Origin of the sequence: uncultured Caballeronia sp., assembly GCF_964243625.1 — a bacterium.
In the GTDB taxonomy this organism is placed as follows: Bacteria; Pseudomonadota; Gammaproteobacteria; order Burkholderiales; family Burkholderiaceae; genus Caballeronia.
The window spans coordinates 1-16,158 of record NZ_CAXTGZ010000083.1 but is presented as its reverse complement, the minus strand read 5'-3'; the positions used below and the strand labels follow the sequence as shown (position 1 = coordinate 16,158).

General features: G+C 61.9%; 17 protein-coding genes. 5 read left to right on the top strand and 12 right to left on the bottom strand.

What is annotated here, in order from left to right:
* The 5 genes from ACFFAR_RS08280 to flgL all read left to right on the top strand — a co-directional run.
* On the top strand, positions 1 to 408 hold a 408-nt coding region (locus tag ACFFAR_RS08280; protein WP_174363956.1), incomplete at its 5' end, for a flagellar basal body P-ring protein FlgI.
* Positions 409 to 420: 12 nt separating this feature from the next.
* Positions 421 to 1,440: a flagellar assembly peptidoglycan hydrolase FlgJ gene (gene flgJ / locus ACFFAR_RS08275; RefSeq protein ID WP_174363957.1), complete on the top strand. Its 1,020-nt coding sequence runs from the start codon at positions 421 to 423 to the stop codon at positions 1,438 to 1,440.
* A gap of 408 nt (positions 1,441 to 1,848) precedes the next feature.
* Positions 1,849 to 2,604: a flagellar brake protein gene (locus ACFFAR_RS08270; RefSeq protein ID WP_062170296.1), complete on the top strand. Its 756-nt coding sequence runs from the start codon at positions 1,849 to 1,851 to the stop codon at positions 2,602 to 2,604.
* A 357-nt stretch (positions 2,605 to 2,961) separates the two neighbouring features.
* The gene (gene flgK, locus ACFFAR_RS08265; protein WP_174363958.1) at positions 2,962 to 4,920 is read left to right on the top strand and encodes a flagellar hook-associated protein FlgK; all 1,959 of its coding nucleotides are present in this window, start codon (positions 2,962 to 2,964) and stop codon (positions 4,918 to 4,920) included.
* Positions 4,921 to 4,930: 10 nt separating this feature from the next.
* Entirely contained in the window at positions 4,931 to 6,184 is a 1,254-nt protein-coding gene (gene flgL, locus ACFFAR_RS08260; protein ID WP_062168360.1) for a flagellar hook-associated protein FlgL, read from the top strand.
* A 193-nt stretch (positions 6,185 to 6,377) separates the two neighbouring features.
* Here the strand turns inward: flgL and fliR are convergent, their stop codons facing one another.
* The 12 genes from fliR to fliG all read right to left on the bottom strand — a co-directional run.
* On the bottom strand, positions 6,378 to 7,169 hold the full coding sequence (gene fliR / locus ACFFAR_RS08255) for a flagellar biosynthetic protein FliR (protein WP_062000631.1): 792 nt from the start codon (positions 7,167 to 7,169) through the stop codon (positions 6,378 to 6,380).
* Positions 7,170 to 7,439 carry a flagellar biosynthesis protein FliQ gene (fliQ, locus tag ACFFAR_RS08250; protein ID WP_056356411.1) on the bottom strand — a complete coding sequence of 90 codons (270 nt, stop codon included), beginning with the start codon at positions 7,437 to 7,439 and terminating at the stop codon, positions 7,170 to 7,172.
* A gap of 26 nt (positions 7,440 to 7,465) precedes the next feature.
* Entirely contained in the window at positions 7,466 to 8,233 is a 768-nt protein-coding gene (gene fliP / locus ACFFAR_RS08245; RefSeq protein ID WP_062000630.1) for a flagellar type III secretion system pore protein FliP, read from the bottom strand.
* Positions 8,233 to 8,751 carry a flagellar biosynthetic protein FliO gene (gene fliO, locus ACFFAR_RS08240; protein ID WP_174363554.1) on the bottom strand — a complete coding sequence of 173 codons (519 nt, stop codon included), beginning with the start codon at positions 8,749 to 8,751 and terminating at the stop codon, positions 8,233 to 8,235. Before fliO ends, fliP begins: the two co-directional genes overlap by 1 nt.
* Entirely contained in the window at positions 8,748 to 9,185 is a 438-nt protein-coding gene (gene fliN, locus ACFFAR_RS08235; RefSeq protein ID WP_062000628.1) for a flagellar motor switch protein FliN, read from the bottom strand. The genes fliO and fliN overlap by 4 nt, the downstream gene beginning before the upstream one ends.
* Positions 9,178 to 10,176, bottom strand: coding sequence for a flagellar motor switch protein FliM (gene fliM / locus ACFFAR_RS08230; protein WP_062000627.1), 999 nt, complete (start codon positions 10,174 to 10,176; stop codon positions 9,178 to 9,180). Before fliM ends, fliN begins: the two co-directional genes overlap by 8 nt.
* Positions 10,177 to 10,244: 68 nt before the next feature.
* Complete coding sequence (fliL, locus tag ACFFAR_RS08225; RefSeq protein WP_075359346.1) at positions 10,245 to 10,736, bottom strand: flagellar basal body-associated protein FliL; 492 nt, start codon at positions 10,734 to 10,736, stop codon at positions 10,245 to 10,247.
* Between the two features lie 211 nt (positions 10,737 to 10,947).
* Positions 10,948 to 12,396: a flagellar hook-length control protein FliK gene (locus tag ACFFAR_RS08220; RefSeq protein ID WP_174363555.1), complete on the bottom strand. Its 1,449-nt coding sequence runs from the start codon at positions 12,394 to 12,396 to the stop codon at positions 10,948 to 10,950.
* 44 nt (positions 12,397 to 12,440) lie between these two features.
* Positions 12,441 to 12,890 (bottom strand): flagellar export protein FliJ, encoded by a 450-nt coding sequence (fliJ, locus tag ACFFAR_RS08215; protein ID WP_062168349.1) that lies wholly within the window; start codon positions 12,888 to 12,890, stop codon positions 12,441 to 12,443.
* 38 nt (positions 12,891 to 12,928) lie between these two features.
* Positions 12,929 to 14,485: a flagellar protein export ATPase FliI gene (gene fliI / locus ACFFAR_RS08210; RefSeq protein ID WP_062000623.1), complete on the bottom strand. Its 1,557-nt coding sequence runs from the start codon at positions 14,483 to 14,485 to the stop codon at positions 12,929 to 12,931.
* Positions 14,479 to 15,180, bottom strand: coding sequence for a flagellar assembly protein FliH (gene fliH, locus ACFFAR_RS08205; RefSeq protein ID WP_075359344.1), 702 nt, complete (start codon positions 15,178 to 15,180; stop codon positions 14,479 to 14,481). Before fliH ends, fliI begins: the two co-directional genes overlap by 7 nt.
* Positions 15,173 to 16,158 (bottom strand): flagellar motor switch protein FliG (gene fliG, locus ACFFAR_RS08200; RefSeq protein ID WP_375507733.1); only part of this gene is annotated, 986 nt, incomplete at its 5' end. The genes fliG and fliH, both read right to left, overlap by 8 nt.

Here is a 16,158-nt window from a genome sequence, read left to right as displayed (position 1 = left end):
ACGAGCCAGGTGTCGTTCATGGCGCAGCTCGAGAATATCGATGTGCGTCCGTCGCAGGCCGCCGCCAAGGTGATTTTGAACGCGCGCACGGGTTCCATCGTGATGAACCAGATGGTGACGTTGCAGAACTGCGCCGTCGCGCACGGCAATCTGTCCGTGGTGATCAACACGCAAACGGCCGTCAGCCAGCCGGGCGCATTCTCGAACGGCCAGACGGTGGCCGCGCGGCAATCGAATATCCAGTTGAAGCAGGACACGGGCGCGCTCAAGACTGTCGCGGCGAGCGCGACGCTCGCCGACGTGGTCAAGGCGCTCAACGCGCTGGGCGCGACGCCGGCGGATCTGATCTCGATCCTCCAGTCGATGAAAGCAGCAGGCGCCTTGCGCGCCGACCTGGAAATCATATAAGGGCAAGCGCACATGAACGCGAACGGGACGGCAAACAGCACGCTGGCATCACTGGGTGGCTCGGACACGAGCAGCGGCCTGAATTCTTTATCGAACCGGTTTGCGCTCGATGTGCAAGGTTTCGACGCCATGCGCGCCCAGGCCAACGCCTCGCCGCAGGTGGGTTTGAAGGCGGCGGCCAAGCAATTCGACACGGTCTTCACGCAGATGATGCTGAAGAGCATGCGCGAGGCGACGCCGTCCGACAGCCCGTTCGATTCCCACGACACCGCCACCTTCACGTCCATGCTCGACCAGCAAATGGCGCAGAACATGGGCTCGAAGGGCATCGGCGTGGCCGACATGATGCTCAAGCAACTGATGCGCAACGCGGGCGCGGGAACGCCCTCGAGCCTTGACCCGACCGGCGCGGGCGCTAGTGGCGACAGCAGCGCGAACGCCGGCAACATCGCCGCGATGAACGCCATGGCGAAGGCTTATGCGAACACGGCGGCATCGGGTGCATCGAAGGATGCGCTGCAAGGCAAGGGCTACAGCGCCAACAGCGCGCTCGAACCGGCCGCACGCGGTGTGGGAACGGACAAGGTGGCAGGGTTCGTCGACCGGCTGGCCGCACCCGCGCAGGCCGCGAGCGCCGCGACGGGCATTCCGGCACGTTTCATCATTGGACAGGCGGCGCTGGAGTCGGGCTGGGGCAAGCGCGAAATCAAGAATGCCGATGGCAGCACCAGCCACAACGTGTTCGGCATCAAGGCGACGAGCGACTGGACCGGCAAGACCACGAACGCCGTGACGACCGAATACGTGAACGGCAAGCCGCAGAAAGTGGTGGAGAAGTTCCGCGCGTACGACTCCTACGAGGACGCGCTCACCGACTACGCCAGCGTGCTCAAGAGCAACCCGCGTTACGCGCCGGTGGTCGAAGCATCGCGCGATGCCGCCGGCTTCGCGCACGGCATGCAGAAAGCCGGGTACGCGACCGATCCGCAATACGCGAAGAAACTGATTTCGATAATGAAACACATTGCGTGAAGAAGCGTGCACTGGCGCGCGTTTTGCTGCAATTTGTCGGGTAGACGAAACGTATTACGAGTAATGTGTCATAAGCGACGGGGCCAATGTCGCAATAGAAGACGAAGCCGGCCGGTGAGCCATTCCCGCATTTTGCAGCGCACGGGATGGGCCGCCGGCCGAGCCGCATAGAAAATGGGGCTGAGAGCGGGTTTGTTTCTTTTCATGCGCTTTGGACGTTTTCGGTTGCGAAATCGAGGTTAATCAGGGGTAAAACGGGATTTTTAGGTATTTTTTGCTGTCAGCCCTAAATAAACCTGCCCTATTGCCGCTAAATGGAACACCGAAGTGCCGGATCTACACGGTCTGGTTGGACGCGCACCGGCCTTGATACTCGAGGCGGCGCGAGCAAACGAACACGGCAAGCCCATGAACATGAATGAGTCGAACGGTTCCGACATCGCTGACGACGAGTCCGACCATCCCGATTTTGGCAGGCGTAATCCGCTGGAAATCGGTGTTTCCCTGCGCAACCTCGTCAATCGGGGCGATTTCCTCACTGTCGATCACGGCAAGGGGCAGATCGTGACCCGCCTGCTCGACGTGAATCCCGCTGCCCGGACGTTCGTCTTCGACTGGGGCGCGGTTGCCGATGAAAACGCCGCCGTCCTCTCGACCGAGAACCTGATGTTCAGCGCGAGCCCGGATGGCGTCCGCGTCGAATTCGCGACGGGTACGCCGCGTGAAATCGTTTTCGAGGGACGTCCGGCGTTCGAAGCCGACTTCCCGCCCGTCCTGTTTTATATGCAGCGACGCGAGTATTTCCGTGTGGAAGCGCCCGTGCTCGACCCGTATATCTGCAGCGGCATTTTGCCGAGCGGCGAGCGTTTTCGCTTTGAAGTCAACGACCTCTCGCTTGGCGGTGTTGCGCTTCGGACCATGGACGAACGCGTTGCGGCGCTGGAAGTCGGCGTGATCCTGAAAGACGTAGAGCTGCATTTCAGCAATCCGGGCAAGGTCGTGCTCGACGTGCAACTGATGTCGAACCGCCAGATCGTGAACGCGAAAGGCGACCGGCGTTATACGCTGGGCTTCAAGTTCATGAGTTTGCCGGGATCGGCGGAGAACACGTTGCAGCGGTTGATCACGCAACTCGAAATGAAGCGGCGGTCACTCGCGCGCTGAGTTTCAGCGGTGATGATTGTCAAAGGAGCCCGCGGTTTTATCGCGGGCTTTTTTTATCGGCGCGCCGGGTGTTCCGGCCACGTCACCCCATTGCGTCCGTTCGTTCCCGTAACGTGCGCGTTCCGGCCGGGTTCATTCGATGAATTAGGCCCCGATTGCCCCGCTGCTTCACGGATTGCCTCGAGCACGCCGGGTGAATAATCCGGACAAGGCGCAGTGGGCACGCGGCAGTGGCGGGAATTAACAGAAACCCCGAGAAACGCCGCGCGTCCGCTCAACTTTTTTCCATTTCGGCCGATATACATCAGTGTCGCCATTCGGCGGGCCGGCCGTCATGCCTCTACCAGGATTCCTTGCATGTCCAGCAACCTATTCGATATTGGCGTGAGTGGTCTCAACGCAGCCCAGTGGGGACTGACGACGACCGGCCAGAACATCAGCAACGCTTCCACGCCGGGCTATACGCTCGAGCGCCCCGTGTACCAGGAGTCATCCGGGCAGTACACGGCGTCGGGCTATGCCGGACAAGGCGTGACGACAGCCACAGTCTCGCGCTCATACAGCGATTTCCTCACGAAGCAGCTCAACAGCTCGCAGTCGAGCAGCAGCTCGCTGAACACGTACTACTCGATGCTCTCGCAACTGAACAACCTCGTCGGCGATCCGACGACGGGTATCGGCGCGGGCATCACCAGCTATTTCACCGGCTTGCAGTCGGTCGCGAACAGCCCGGGAACGACGGCCACGCGGCAAACGCTGATGAGCAGCGCGCAATCGCTCTCCGACCAGATGAACGCCGCGGCCACGACCTACAACCAGCTTCGCGACGGCGTCAACCAGTCGCTGCAGAGCGCGGTATCGCAGGTCAACACCTACGCCAAGCAGATCGCCGATCTCAACGTGCAGATCGCCAGCGCGAGTTCGGCCGGGCAGCCGCCAAACCAGTTGCTCGACCAGCGCGATCTCGCGGTATCGAACCTGAGCCAGCTGGTCAGCGTCCAGGTCACCACGAACAACAGCGGCTACAACGTATCGTTTGGAAATGGCCAGCCGCTGGTCGCCGGCAGCAGTTCGTACGCGTTGACGACGGCAACGTCGCCCTCGGACCCGAGCGAACTGTCGATTGCATACGCCTCTTCCGACGGTTCCACGCAGACGTCCAAACAGACTCAGTATTTGCCGGATTCGATGTTCAGCGGCGGCGGCACGATCGGCGGCTTGCTCGACTTTCGCAGTCAGTCGCTCGATCCGGCGCAGGCCAATCTCGGCGCGATTGCGACCAGCTTCGCGACGCAGTTGAACAACCAGAACGAACTGGGCGTCGATCTGAACGGCAACGCCGGCGGCGCGTTGTTCTCGACCGGCAGCCCGACCGTCTATGCAAACGCGCGCAACAGCGGCAACGCGACGCTCGACGTGTCCATTGCCGATGGCACGCAACCACCGACCAGCGACTACTCGCTCGGCTTCGATGGCTCGAAGTACACGCTCACCGACCGCTCGTCGGGCGCAGTTGTCGGTCAGTTGACCGCTTCGTCCACGGGCGCGGTGAGCGGCACCATCGCCGGGATGAACATATCGATTGCGAGCGGATCGATGACGAAAGGTGATTCGTTCACGATCCAGCCCACGCGCGGTTCCCTCGCTAACTTCTCGCTCAGCAACTCGAACCCGTCGGCGATTGCCGCAGCTTCGCCGGCGGTGTCATCGGCGGCGACAGGCAATACGGGCACGGGCAAGATCTCGGCGGCGAGCGTGACGGCCGGGTACTCGATTCCCAGCAGCATCACGCTGACGTACGACGCCACGGCCAAGACCATGACGTCGAACGTGGAGATCACGCTGCCGGACAACACGAAAGTTCCGGCCGGCACCGCGTTCGCCTACGACCCCACGAAAGGCCTCACCGTATCCAACGGTGCAGGAGTAAGCGCGACCCTCAACGGTACGCCGTCCACGGGCGACAGCTTCACGATCGCGGCAAACACAGGCGGCACGAGCGACGGCAGCAATGCCCTCGCGATGGCCAACATCGGCACCGCCAAGTCGATGAACGGCGGCACCGACACCCTGACCAGTTCCTACGCGAACTTCGTCAACCAGATCGGCAACCAGACGAACGCGCTGAAGTCATCGAGCACGTCGGCGACCGCGGTGCTGAACCAGGCGACATCGGCGCAGCAATCGGTGTCCGGCGTGAACCTGAACGAGGAAGCCGCCAATCTGATCCAGTACCAGCAGCTTTATCAGGCCAACAGCAAGGTCATCCAGACGGCTTCCTCGTTGTTCCAGACACTGCTCGGCATCTTCAACTGAGGTTTTCACGATGCGTATTTCCAGCTCGCAGTACTTCACGATGAACGTCCAGACGATGAGCGACCAGCAGGCATCGCTCGCGGCGCAGTACGCGCAGATTTCGTCGGGAAAGAGAATCCAGACCGCATCGGACGATCCGCTCGGCGCCGCGCAGGCCGTGCAGTTGAGCAGCCAGTCCGCCACGCTCTCGCAGTACAGCACCAACCAGTCTGCCGCGCTGACTTCGTTGCAGCAGGAAGATTCGACGCTGACGAGTATCGGCAACGTGATGCAGAGCGTGCAGACGCTCGTGAATCGTGCGGGCAACGCATCATTCAACGACACCGACCGCGCGTCGATGGCGACCCAGTTGCAGGGTTACCGCGACAACCTGATGACGCTCAGCAATTCCACCGACGCCAACGGCAACTACATCTTCTCGGGCTTCAAGGGCACGACTCAGCCGTTCACCGACAACGCGTCGGGCACGGGTGCGACCTACGCCGGCGACAACGGCCAGCGCCAGGTGCAGATTTCCGATAACCGCTCGATCAACGTCGCCGATAACGGCGCGACCGTGTTCCAGAGCGTGTCGCCAAACGAGAGCTTGCCGGTTTCATCGTCGGCGGCGGGCAATACGGGTTCCGGCACCATCGGAGCGGTCAATGTGAGCGACCGGGGCAACCCTGGCAATGCATCGACCTATACGATTTCGTTCGCGACCAGCGGCACGGGTTCCACGGCCACCACGACCTACACGGTCAAGGACCAGAACGGCGCCACGATCACGCCCGCGACACCATATGTGGCGCAGCAGGACATTGCTTTGGGCGGCGGGCAGAAAGTGGCCATCGACGGCGCGCCGGCCAACGGCGATTCGTTCACGGTCGCGCCCGCAAACACCGGCAAAGCCTCCGACACCGATATCTTCTCGACGCTCGATTCGCTGATCAGCGCCTTGAAGCAGCCGACCTCGGGCAACCCGGCTGCGCAGGCGACGTTGCAAAACGCACTGACCACGGGCGGCACGAAGGTCAACAACATGTACAACAACGTGCTGACGACGCAGGCATCCGTTGGCGGCCGCGAGCAGGAAGTGACCGCAACGCAGACGGCGATGCAGACGACATCGACGCAAACCGCCAGCTCGCTTCAGGACCTGACCAGCATCAATCTCGTCAGCTCGATCAGCCAGTACGAGTTGACGCAGAACGCGTTGCAGGGCGCGCAGCAGGCGTTTGCCAGCATTCAAAAGATGTCGCTGTTCCAATACATCAGCAGTTGATGGGGAGTAGAAATTCGGGGAATGATGTGGGTAGTTAGGAAGTGTTTCGGGCCACCTTTTTTGGGTGGCCCTTTTTGTTTGCGGGTGGTGTGCGGTGATTGTGGTGGTTATTCACCGCACATTGTGCGGAGATTAGGGCCGCTATTCGCCGCAAAATTTGCGGTGAATACGGCGCGGACCTTGACCGCTCTGCTCAAAGCGCCGCCGCGACCCGTCCCATCTGATCGATCCCGTTCTCGAAGATCCGCTGGAAAAACGGGATCAGGTTGGGGATCATCAACTGGATCAGCAGGAATCCCACCAGCATGGTGACGGGAAATCCGACCTGGAAAATCCCGATCTGCGGCGCCGCGCGATTCAGGATCCCGAGCGCCAGGTTCGCGATCAACAACGCCGCCACGACAGGCAACGACAGCAACAACCCCGTCGAGAAAATACTCACGCCGTAGGTGGCGAGCGTCTGCCAGCCGCGCGCGTGGGTCATCGAACCCAGCACGTTTGCGCTCACCGGCACGTTCTGGAACGTCTGCACGAGGGCGCTGATCATTTGCAGATGACCATCGAAGACGAGAAAAGCGAGGAACGCGATCGTATTCAGATACCGCGAAATCACGACCGCGTTTCCCCCTTGCCGCGGATCGTAGAGCGTCGCAAAACCTAGACCCATCTGCTGGCCGATGAACTCGCCGGCTGCATCGATGGACGCGAACGCAATCTGCATCGTCATGCCGAGTGCCGCGCCCACCAAGAACTGGTTGATAAGGATCAGCACGCCATCGGCGGAAAATACGGTGACCTGCGGCACGGCGCCGATAGTCGGCGCCACGATCAACGCGATGAACGCCGCCACCCCGACTTTGACGCGCACCGGAACCGCCAGATGGCTCAGCAGCGGCGCGGTCGCGATCAACGCAAGAATGCGCGTGAACGGCCAGAGGAAGGACGTCAGCCAGACATTGAGCTGGGCGTACGTGACCGAAAACATTTAGCCGGTGATTGCCGGAGTGATGGTGAACACGTGGCGCATGTAGTCGAGCAGCGTTTCCATCATCCAGGGTCCGGCAATCACGAGCGTGACGGCGACCGCGAGCAGTTTCGGAATGAACGAGAGCGTGCTTTCGTTGATCTGCGTGGCGGCCTGGAACAAGCTCACCACCAGGCCTACGACCAGCGCGACCAGCAACAGCGGAGCCGCGAGCAACAGCGCCACGTACATGGCCTGGTGCGCGATCGACATGACGGATTCGGGGGTCATCGTGTGTATCTCTGTGCTTTGAAGGCTTACGAAACGAAGCTCTGCGCGAGCGAACCAATGAGCAACTGCCATCCATCGACGAGCACGAACAGCATCAGCTTGAACGGCAGCGAAATGGTCGATGGCGACACCATCATCATCCCCATGGACATCAGCACGCTCGCCACGACCATGTCGATAATCAGGAACGGAATGAAAATGGTGAACCCGATCTGGAAGCCGGTCTTCAATTCACTCGTTACGAACGACGGCACCAGCAGCGAGAGCGGCACGTCTTCGGGACCGTTCATGGGCGGGGCTTTGGAGATCTTGGCGAAGAGCGCGAGATCGGCTTCGCGCGTCTGGCGCAGCATGAATTGTTTGAACGGCGCGACGCCGCGCGTGACCGCCTGATCCATGGTGATCGTGCCGTCGGAGAACGGTTTGTACGCGTCGGTGTAGGCGCGGTCGAGTACCGGCGACATCACGAACAACGATAAAAACAGCGCCAGTCCGACCAGGACCTGATTCGGCGGCGTGCTGGTCGTGCCGAGCGCCTGACGCAGCAGCGACAACACGATGATGATGCGCGTGAAGCTCGTCATCATCAGCACCATTGCCGGCAGGAACGACAGCATGGTGAGCAGCAGCATCGTCTGGACGCTGAGCGAATACGTCGTGCCGCCGTTCGGGCCGGGGCTGGTGTTGAACGCCGGCAAGCCGGCTGTGCTTTGTGCGAAAGCTGCGTAGGGAAGGGCGGCGATCACGACCGGCAGCGCCAGCTTCGCGCATCGAACTACAAACCGAAACTGCATTACTTGCTCCCGCCCGCGAATTTTTGCAGACGTTTGGTCGCTTCACCGGCGAGGGCATCGCGAAAACGTTGACCGAAACTGCCTTGAAGTCCGTCCGACCCGGGCGCCGTGGGCGCTTCCACGCCGCTGAGTTCCGCCGATCCCGCCGGCATGGTGTGCAGCAGCCGCACGTTGCCGGGGGCCGCGCCCAGCACGAGCCATGTATCGCCGATTTCCACCACCGATACCCGCTCCTTGTTCCCGAGCGACGCGCCGCCGATCACCTTCACCAGGCCCGTGCGTTTTGTCCCTGCCACCCCGAACTTGCGTGCGAGCCACGCGCAGCCGAACACGAACGCGATCACGATCGCCAGCCCGAGCAGCGTCTGCAACACGGCGCCGACACCAAGCGACGGCACGGCTGTTCCCGCGCCCACACCCGATGCAATCTGGGCCGCGTGATTGACGGCGTTCATATCGGCGGCGTGCGCGGTGAGTGCCATGAAAAGCGTCGAGAAAGCGACGGCCGGGCGTTTCATCGATTCAACTTCCTGATGCGTTCCGACGGCGTGATGATGTCGGTCAGACGGATACCGAACTTGTCGTTCACGACCACCACTTCGCCCTGGGCGATCAGGCATCCGTTGACGAGAACGTCCATCGGTTCGCCGGCGAGACCGTCGAGTTCCACGACCGATCCTTGTGCGAGTTGCAGCAAGTTGCGAATCGCGATCTTCGTGCGCCCGAGTTCCACCGTCATCTGCACGGGGATATCGAGAATCATGTCGATGTCATTGCGCGTCGTCGGCGCCGCGACTTTCGACAAAGGCTGGAACACCCCGGCCGACGATGCCGCCGCCGGCGTCTCATTGCCGTTCTGCTCGGCCAGGGCGCTCGCCCAGTCGTCCATGCCGAAGTCCTCGCCCTTGAGCGGATCGGACGGCAGCGTGCCCGGTTCGGTTACGTCACTCATATCCACCTTCCTTCATCGTATCGGTTGCGCTGATCATCTTCTGGACGCGCAACGCGTATTGACCATTGAAAACACCGTAGCCGCATTCCATCACCGGCACGCCGTCCACTTTTGCCGTGACCTCTTCGGGCACGTTGATCGGCAGGACATCGCCGGCCCGCATGTTCAGGATCTGCTCGAAGGTCGTGCCGATCTGCGCGAGATCGACCGTGAGTTCCACCTCGGCGGACTGCACTTGCTGCGACAGGACGCGTATCCAGCGGCGGTCGACTTCGAGCGCTTCGCCTTGTATGGGCGACGACAGTACGTCGCGGATCGGTTCGATCATCGAATACGGCATGCAGATGTGCAGCGTGCCGCCGGTCGATCCGAACTCGATGGAGAACTGCGTCACGATCACGATCTCGTTGGGCGTCGCCACGTTTGCGAACTGCGTGTGCATTTCCGAGCGCACGAATTCGAAGTTGAGCGAGCGCACGCTTTTCCAGGATGCTGCGTACTGTTCGAACACGAGGTTCAGCAGCTTGCTGATGATGCGATGCTCGGTCTGCGTGAATTCGCGGCCTTCCACGCGGGTGTGGAAACGGCCGTCGCCGCCGAAGAGGTTATCGACGACGAAGAACACCAGGTTCGGGTCGAACACGAACAGCGACGTGCCGCGCAACGGCTTCACGTGGACCAGGTTCAGGTTCGTCGGGATCGGCAGGTTGCGGGTGAATTCGCTGTACTTCTGCACCTTCACAGGGCCGACGGAAATTTCCGCCGAGCGCCGCATGAAGTTGAAGATGCCTACGCGCAAGAGACGCGCGAAGCGGTCGTTGATGATTTCCAGGCCCGGCATCCGGCCCCGGACGATACGTTCCTGCGTCGCGAGGTTGTAGGGGCGCACGCCTTGATAGCGTGTTTCGTCGGCAACAGCATCGACTTCCCCGGTGACGCCCTTGAGCAGGGCATCGACCTCCTCCTGCGACATGAACTCTTCGTGGCCCATGAGTGTTCCTTGGTTCCTGTCTTGCGCTTGTCTGGTTCGGCTTCGTTTTTGCGCGTATGAGCAACGCGTTACTGGACGACGATTTCTGTGAACAGCACTTCCTGCACGTGCGCCGGTGCTTCCGGCGTACCGCCGAACGTGTTGACGGTAGTCAGGAGTTCCTTGGCGAGCGCGCGTTTTCCGTCGATGCCGGCCAGGTCGTCGGGATGTTTCGCCGAGAGCAGCATCAGGATGTGGCTGCGCACTTCCGGCATGCGTTCGGCCAGCGCGGCTTGCGCTTTTTCATCGGGCAGCTTCAGCGTGAGGCCGATGCGCAGGTAATGCATGCCGTCATCGGATTGCAGGTTGACGGTCATGGAGTCGAGCGGGTAGAACACCGGCGGCACCGCGGGTGCGGGCTTCGCGGGTTCGTGCGATGCGGTTTTGTGCAGCCAGAAATACGCGCCTGCGCCGCCGGCGCCGAGCAGGACGATTGCGCCCACCGCGATCAGGATGATGCGCTTGAGCTTGCCGGTTTTAGCCGGCGTGACGGGTTGTTGTGCTGCTGCTGTAGTTGCCATGTTTGCGGACCTCTTTCTGTAGCCTGAATTGTTGGCGAAAGTAAGGTTGCGCGATGGGTCGAACAGAAGGGGTTATTAGGGCTAACTCGGGAGTTTGCGCAAAGGGGAGGGTTTTACGTTTGCTATACGCGCGGGATAACGGACGTGAAAAAGCCGCGCGGCGGTGATGCTCGCGCGGCTGGTTTGTCGGGTCTGACGCGGCCGTAGGGCTTTAGGCGAACGTATCGACCAGTCCAACCTGACGGCGTAGCGGCAGGCTGACCGTGCTCGATGCGTCACTTACGGCTCCAATCCCGCCGCCGCTACTGCCCGAACCACTCCACGACGACCGCCCGCCGCCATCCTGCTGGCCCGAGCTCGCTTGCTTGCCCGCAAAGCCGTCGCTGACGCTCGTGCTGCCCAAACCAATGCCGCTCGCCTGCATCGCTTCACGCAAGGTTGGCAATGCGGCTTCAACGGCTGCGCGAACCTGCGCGTGGTCCGATACGAACAACGCATGTGCATGATTCCCGGCGACCTGCAGCACCACCTGCAGCGGCCCGAGATCCTTCGGATTCAGTGTCAACTCGGCGCTTTGCTGATGTGCATTCGATAAAAACACCACCTTCTGGCTGAACGCATCGTCCCAGCCGCTCGATCCGACATGCGGTGCGATGGCGGCGCTATCGGCTGCGGTCGCGGCGCCTTGCAAGGTCGCGCCGCTGGTCGCCGCCGATGCCGCTTGCTGCACGCTCGCGTTCGCGGTGGCGTCGGCGTTTGCCGCGGTTGCCTTGTATGCGGCGCTGCCGTCGTCGGATTGCGTCAGTGCAGCGAGTGCGTTTGCATCGGCTTGTTGCGTGGCTGCCGCGCCGCCTTGTTGCGTCAACGCCGCGCTGCCCTGGGTCTTGCTATCAGCCGAAAGACCAGCCAGCGGCGTGTCGCGACCGCCTTTCGTGCCCGTCGTCGTGCCCGTGGGCGTGCCGTTGTTCATGTTGCCCGCGTGCGCCGCGCCCATTGCTGCTGCGGCGGCCGCGTTGGGCGGCGTGGCCGGCGTCTGCACATTTGCGGCCGCCGTCAGCGACGCCTGCAGCGCATCGGCGGCGGCTTTGGCGTCGGCGGCTTTGGCGGGTGAGGGGGTATCGGCCGTCGTGTCGGTGGCATCCGTCGATGTCGCGTCCGTGCTTGCCGTCGCAGCGTCGGCTGGATCGGCAGGCGTTTTCCCGGCACCGGTAGCACGTGCTTTCAGAATCGCAGCCTTTTCCGCTGCCGCCGCCGCGATTGCCTCGGGCGTTCCCGGCGCGGCCTTGGCCGCGTTAGCTGTTTTGTCGGCTGACGCAGTCTTGTCGGTCTTCGATAAATCCGTCTGATCCGTCGCCGTGCTTTGATCCGCACCGTCCGTTTTTTTAGCCTGATCGGTTGAATCCGTGTTGTCCGGCTTCGACGCATCGTGCACGCTGCCGCGCGCAGCCGCCGCCTTTGCAGCGGCTTTATCGGCTTGAGCGCGTTCCTGCACTTTGGCTTGTGCCGCTTCGCGCTCATTGGCCTTGGCGGTGATGCTGTGCAAGGTCGAGCCAAACGATGCCGCCGCTTCATCGCGAGCGGACGCCGCTGCTGTGCTGCGCGAAACAGCCGATACGCTCGACATACCCAGCAACGCGCTGGCCGAATTAACTGACGACATGAATAACCTCTTGTATCTTATGCAAGATAAATCCGCGTTAAAACCTACGCCCGTTCAGCACGCATCCGCAGCACCTTGGCGGAATGCTCGTCGGAATCACGCTGCTCGATCCTTGCGTCCTGTTTGGCCTGCACCGCGTCGGCGCGTGCAGCCAGCACCTGATACGAACCCAGCTTCTGCTTTTTCTGCTGCCATTCCGGCTTTGCCGCTTCAAGCCGTGCATTCGCGGCCACGAGCAACGCGCGCTGCTGGTTGATCGCGGAATCGAGCGTATCCACGAATGCCTGGAAGTTACGCAAGGTCTGCGCGGTCGTGCCTTCTTGCGCCGACGCCGTGAACCGCGCGTGATACTCATCGCGATACGTCACGAGCGAATTCAGTTGCGTCTCCACTTCGTTGCGTTCCTGCTGCAGCTTGCCGAGTTTTTTGGTCGCGGCTTCGAGTTCTTCTTCTGCGAGGTTGATCAGGGTGTTGATCGGCAGATGCTTTGACATGGAGGTCTGGTTCCTTCCTGATTATCTTTATCGGGTCTTCACGCGAACAGTTCGTCGAGTTTGGCCAAACTCGGTTCGAACATCGCCTGCTCGCGAAATCCTTGCTGCAAAAATGCTTCAATGCGCGGATACAACGCTATTGCCCGGTCCAGCAGCGCGTCGCGTCCGCTTGAATACGCGCCCACGTTGATCAAGTCCCGATTGCGCTGATAACGCGACAACATCTGCTTGAACAAGCGCACGCGGTCCAGATGTTTATCGTCGATAAGCGCCGTCATTGCGCGGCTGATCGACGCCTCGATATCGATGGCCGGATAATGCCCCGCTTCGGCCAGCGACCGCGACAGCACGATATGCCCGTCGAGAATCGCACGGGCAGAATCGGCGATAGGATCTTGCTGATCGTCCCCTTCCGTCAAGACCGTATAAAAAGCCGTAATCGATCCGCCGCCTTCCGGGCCGTTCCCCGTACGCTCGACGAGCGCCGGCAACTTGGCGAACACGGAGGGCGGATAGCCTTTGGTGGCGGGCGGTTCGCCGATTGCCAGCGCAATCTCGCGCTGGGCCATGGCGTAACGCGTGAGCGAGTCCATCAGCAAAAGTACGTGTTTGCCCTGATCGCGGAAATACTCGGCGAGCGAGGTCGCATATGTTGCGCCCTGCATACGGAGGATGGGCGAAACGTCGGCGGGGGCCGCGACCACGACCGAACGCGCCAGTCCGTCCTCGCCCAGAATCTGTTCGATGAACTCCTTCACTTCCCGGCCGCGTTCGCCAATCAGGCCGATCACGATCACTTCGGCGCTGGTGTAACGCGCCATGGTGCCGAGCAGCACGGATTTACCCACGCCCGAGCCCGCGAACAAACCCATGCGCTGGCCGCGTCCCACGGTGAGCAACGCATTGATTGCGCGCACGCCGACGTCGAGGACCTTGTGGATCGGTTCGCGATTCAACGGGTTGATGGTCGGCGCGGACAGCGGCGCATCGCGCTTGGCGCCGAGGGGGCCGAGGCCATCGAGCGGCCGGCCGGAGGCATCGACCACGCGGCCGAGCATTTCCCAGCCGACAGGCAGGCGCTTGGCGCCGGCCATCGGATCATTGATGGGCGCGCTTTCCAGCGGATAAACACGCGCTCCAGGCAGCAAGCCGGAGACTTCGGTGGTCGGCATGAGGAACAGCTTGTCGCCGGAGAACCCGACGACTTCGGCTTCGGCCATTGGAATGGAACTGCCCGCCGGCAACTCGATCATGCATTCCGATCCCACGCCGAGTTTCAATCCGACGGCTTCCAGCACGAGGCCCGCGGCGCGGGTCAACCGGCCGCACGCGCGCAACGGCTTCGATATCTGGCTGCGCGCCTTGCTGGCTTCGAGCTGGGCGCGCCATCCGTCGAGATGCGGATTGTTCACCATCTCCGCCAACTCGACGATCGTCTGCGCCGCCATGTCTTCCAGCGTCGGCTCGGGCGTGACGTCGGGATCGGCGAGCGGTCCAAACGATGCCCGCGCAAGCTCCTGCTCGAGTTCGCTCAACCCTTCCTGCGTCACTCGGCGCGCAGCGCTTGCGGCGTTGTTATGCGTTTGCGTTACCACGGTTGCGTCCTCCCGAGCGCCGCTGCGACGCGCTCCCAGCGCGTCGCATTGGTTGCATCGATTTCACCGCTTGCCGCGTGCGCCTTGCAGCCGCCGCGTTCAATGTCCGGATCGGTGCGGAACGTCCATCCGGCCGCTTGCAGCTCTTCCAGCAAATACGCTTCGACAATCGGCAGATCCGCCGGATTCACGATCAGGTACGGCGCGCCGGAAAGCGCCGGCTCGGCCGCGATCACCGAGCGTGCGACAGCCAGCACGGCGGTCGGGTCGAGCGTCAAATGTTGCGACACCACTTGTTGCGCAATATCCAGCGCCAGCGCGGTGAGCGCCTCGGCGACCACGGCGTCGGCGGCTTGCAGGGCGGTCTTGAAGGCATCGGCCATCGAAGCAAGCCGCGCCGCTTCCGAACGGGCATCGAGGCGGCCTTCTTCTTCGCCCTTCGCATAACCCTGGTCGTAGCCGGCCTGATAACCCATCGCCTGGCCGGCGACGTGGCCCTGCGCCAGACCTTGCGCGTGGGCTTCGTCGCGGACACGACGCAGATGCTTTTCGAGCGCGGCCTGATCGGCGGCGCTGCGATCCACGGGAACCGGATCGAACGACGCCATTTCCCAGCGCTGATACGCGGACATGCGCGCCTTCTTTTCGGCTTCTGTCGGGTGAGCCTGCTTCGCGGCTTCTGCTGCGTCAGACATATGCGTCCTCGGCCTTGCCGCCTAACTGGATCTGACCGCTTTCGGCGAGATTGCGCACGACCTGCAGGATCTTGCGCTGCTGCGTTTCCACTTCGGACAAACGCACCGGACCGCGCGAATCGAGGTCTTCCGCGAGCAGTTCGGCTGCGCGCTGCGACATGTTCGCGAGGAACTTCTGGCGCAGCGGCGGTTGCGCGCCCTTCAACGAAACAATCAGCGTTTCCGATTCCACTTCCTTCAGCAACATCTGGATGGCGCGGTCTTCGAGGTCCATCAGGTTTTCGAACACGAACATCTGGTCGATGATCTTCTGCGCCAGTTCCGCGTCGAATTCCTTGACGTTTTCGATTACCGATTCCTCGTGCGCCGTCGACATGAAGTTGAGGATTTCCGCCGCCGTGCGAATGCCGCCCATGGGCGCGCGTTTCAGGTTGTCGCTGCCGGAAAGCAAGGTGGTGAGCACATCGTCGAGTTCGCGCAGCGCGGCGGGCTGAATGCCGTCGAGCGTCGCAATGCGCAACAGCACGTCGTTGCGCAGGCGTTCGGTCAGGAGCGCCACGATTTCCGATGCCTGATCGCGGTCCAGATGCACGAGAATCGTCGCAATGATCTGCGGATGCTCGTTCTTGATCAGCTCGGCGACCGCCGCCGAATCCATCCACTTCAAGCCTTCTATACCGCTCGTATCGCTGCCCTGCAAGATCCGGTCGATCAGCGCGCCGGCCTTGTTCTCGCCGAGCGCCTTGGTCAGCACCGTGCGGATGTATTCGCTCGAATCGAGCGAGAGCGCCGTGTGCTGTTCGGCTTCGTGCACGAACTCGGTCATCACGTTGTCGAGCTGCTCGCGCGTGACGTTCTTCAACTGCGCCATGGTCGCGCCGATCTTCTGGACTTCGCGCGGTCCCAGGTACTTGAAGACTTCCGCTGCTTCGGATTCACCAATCGACATCAGCAGGAGCGCGGCTTTATTGAGGCCTT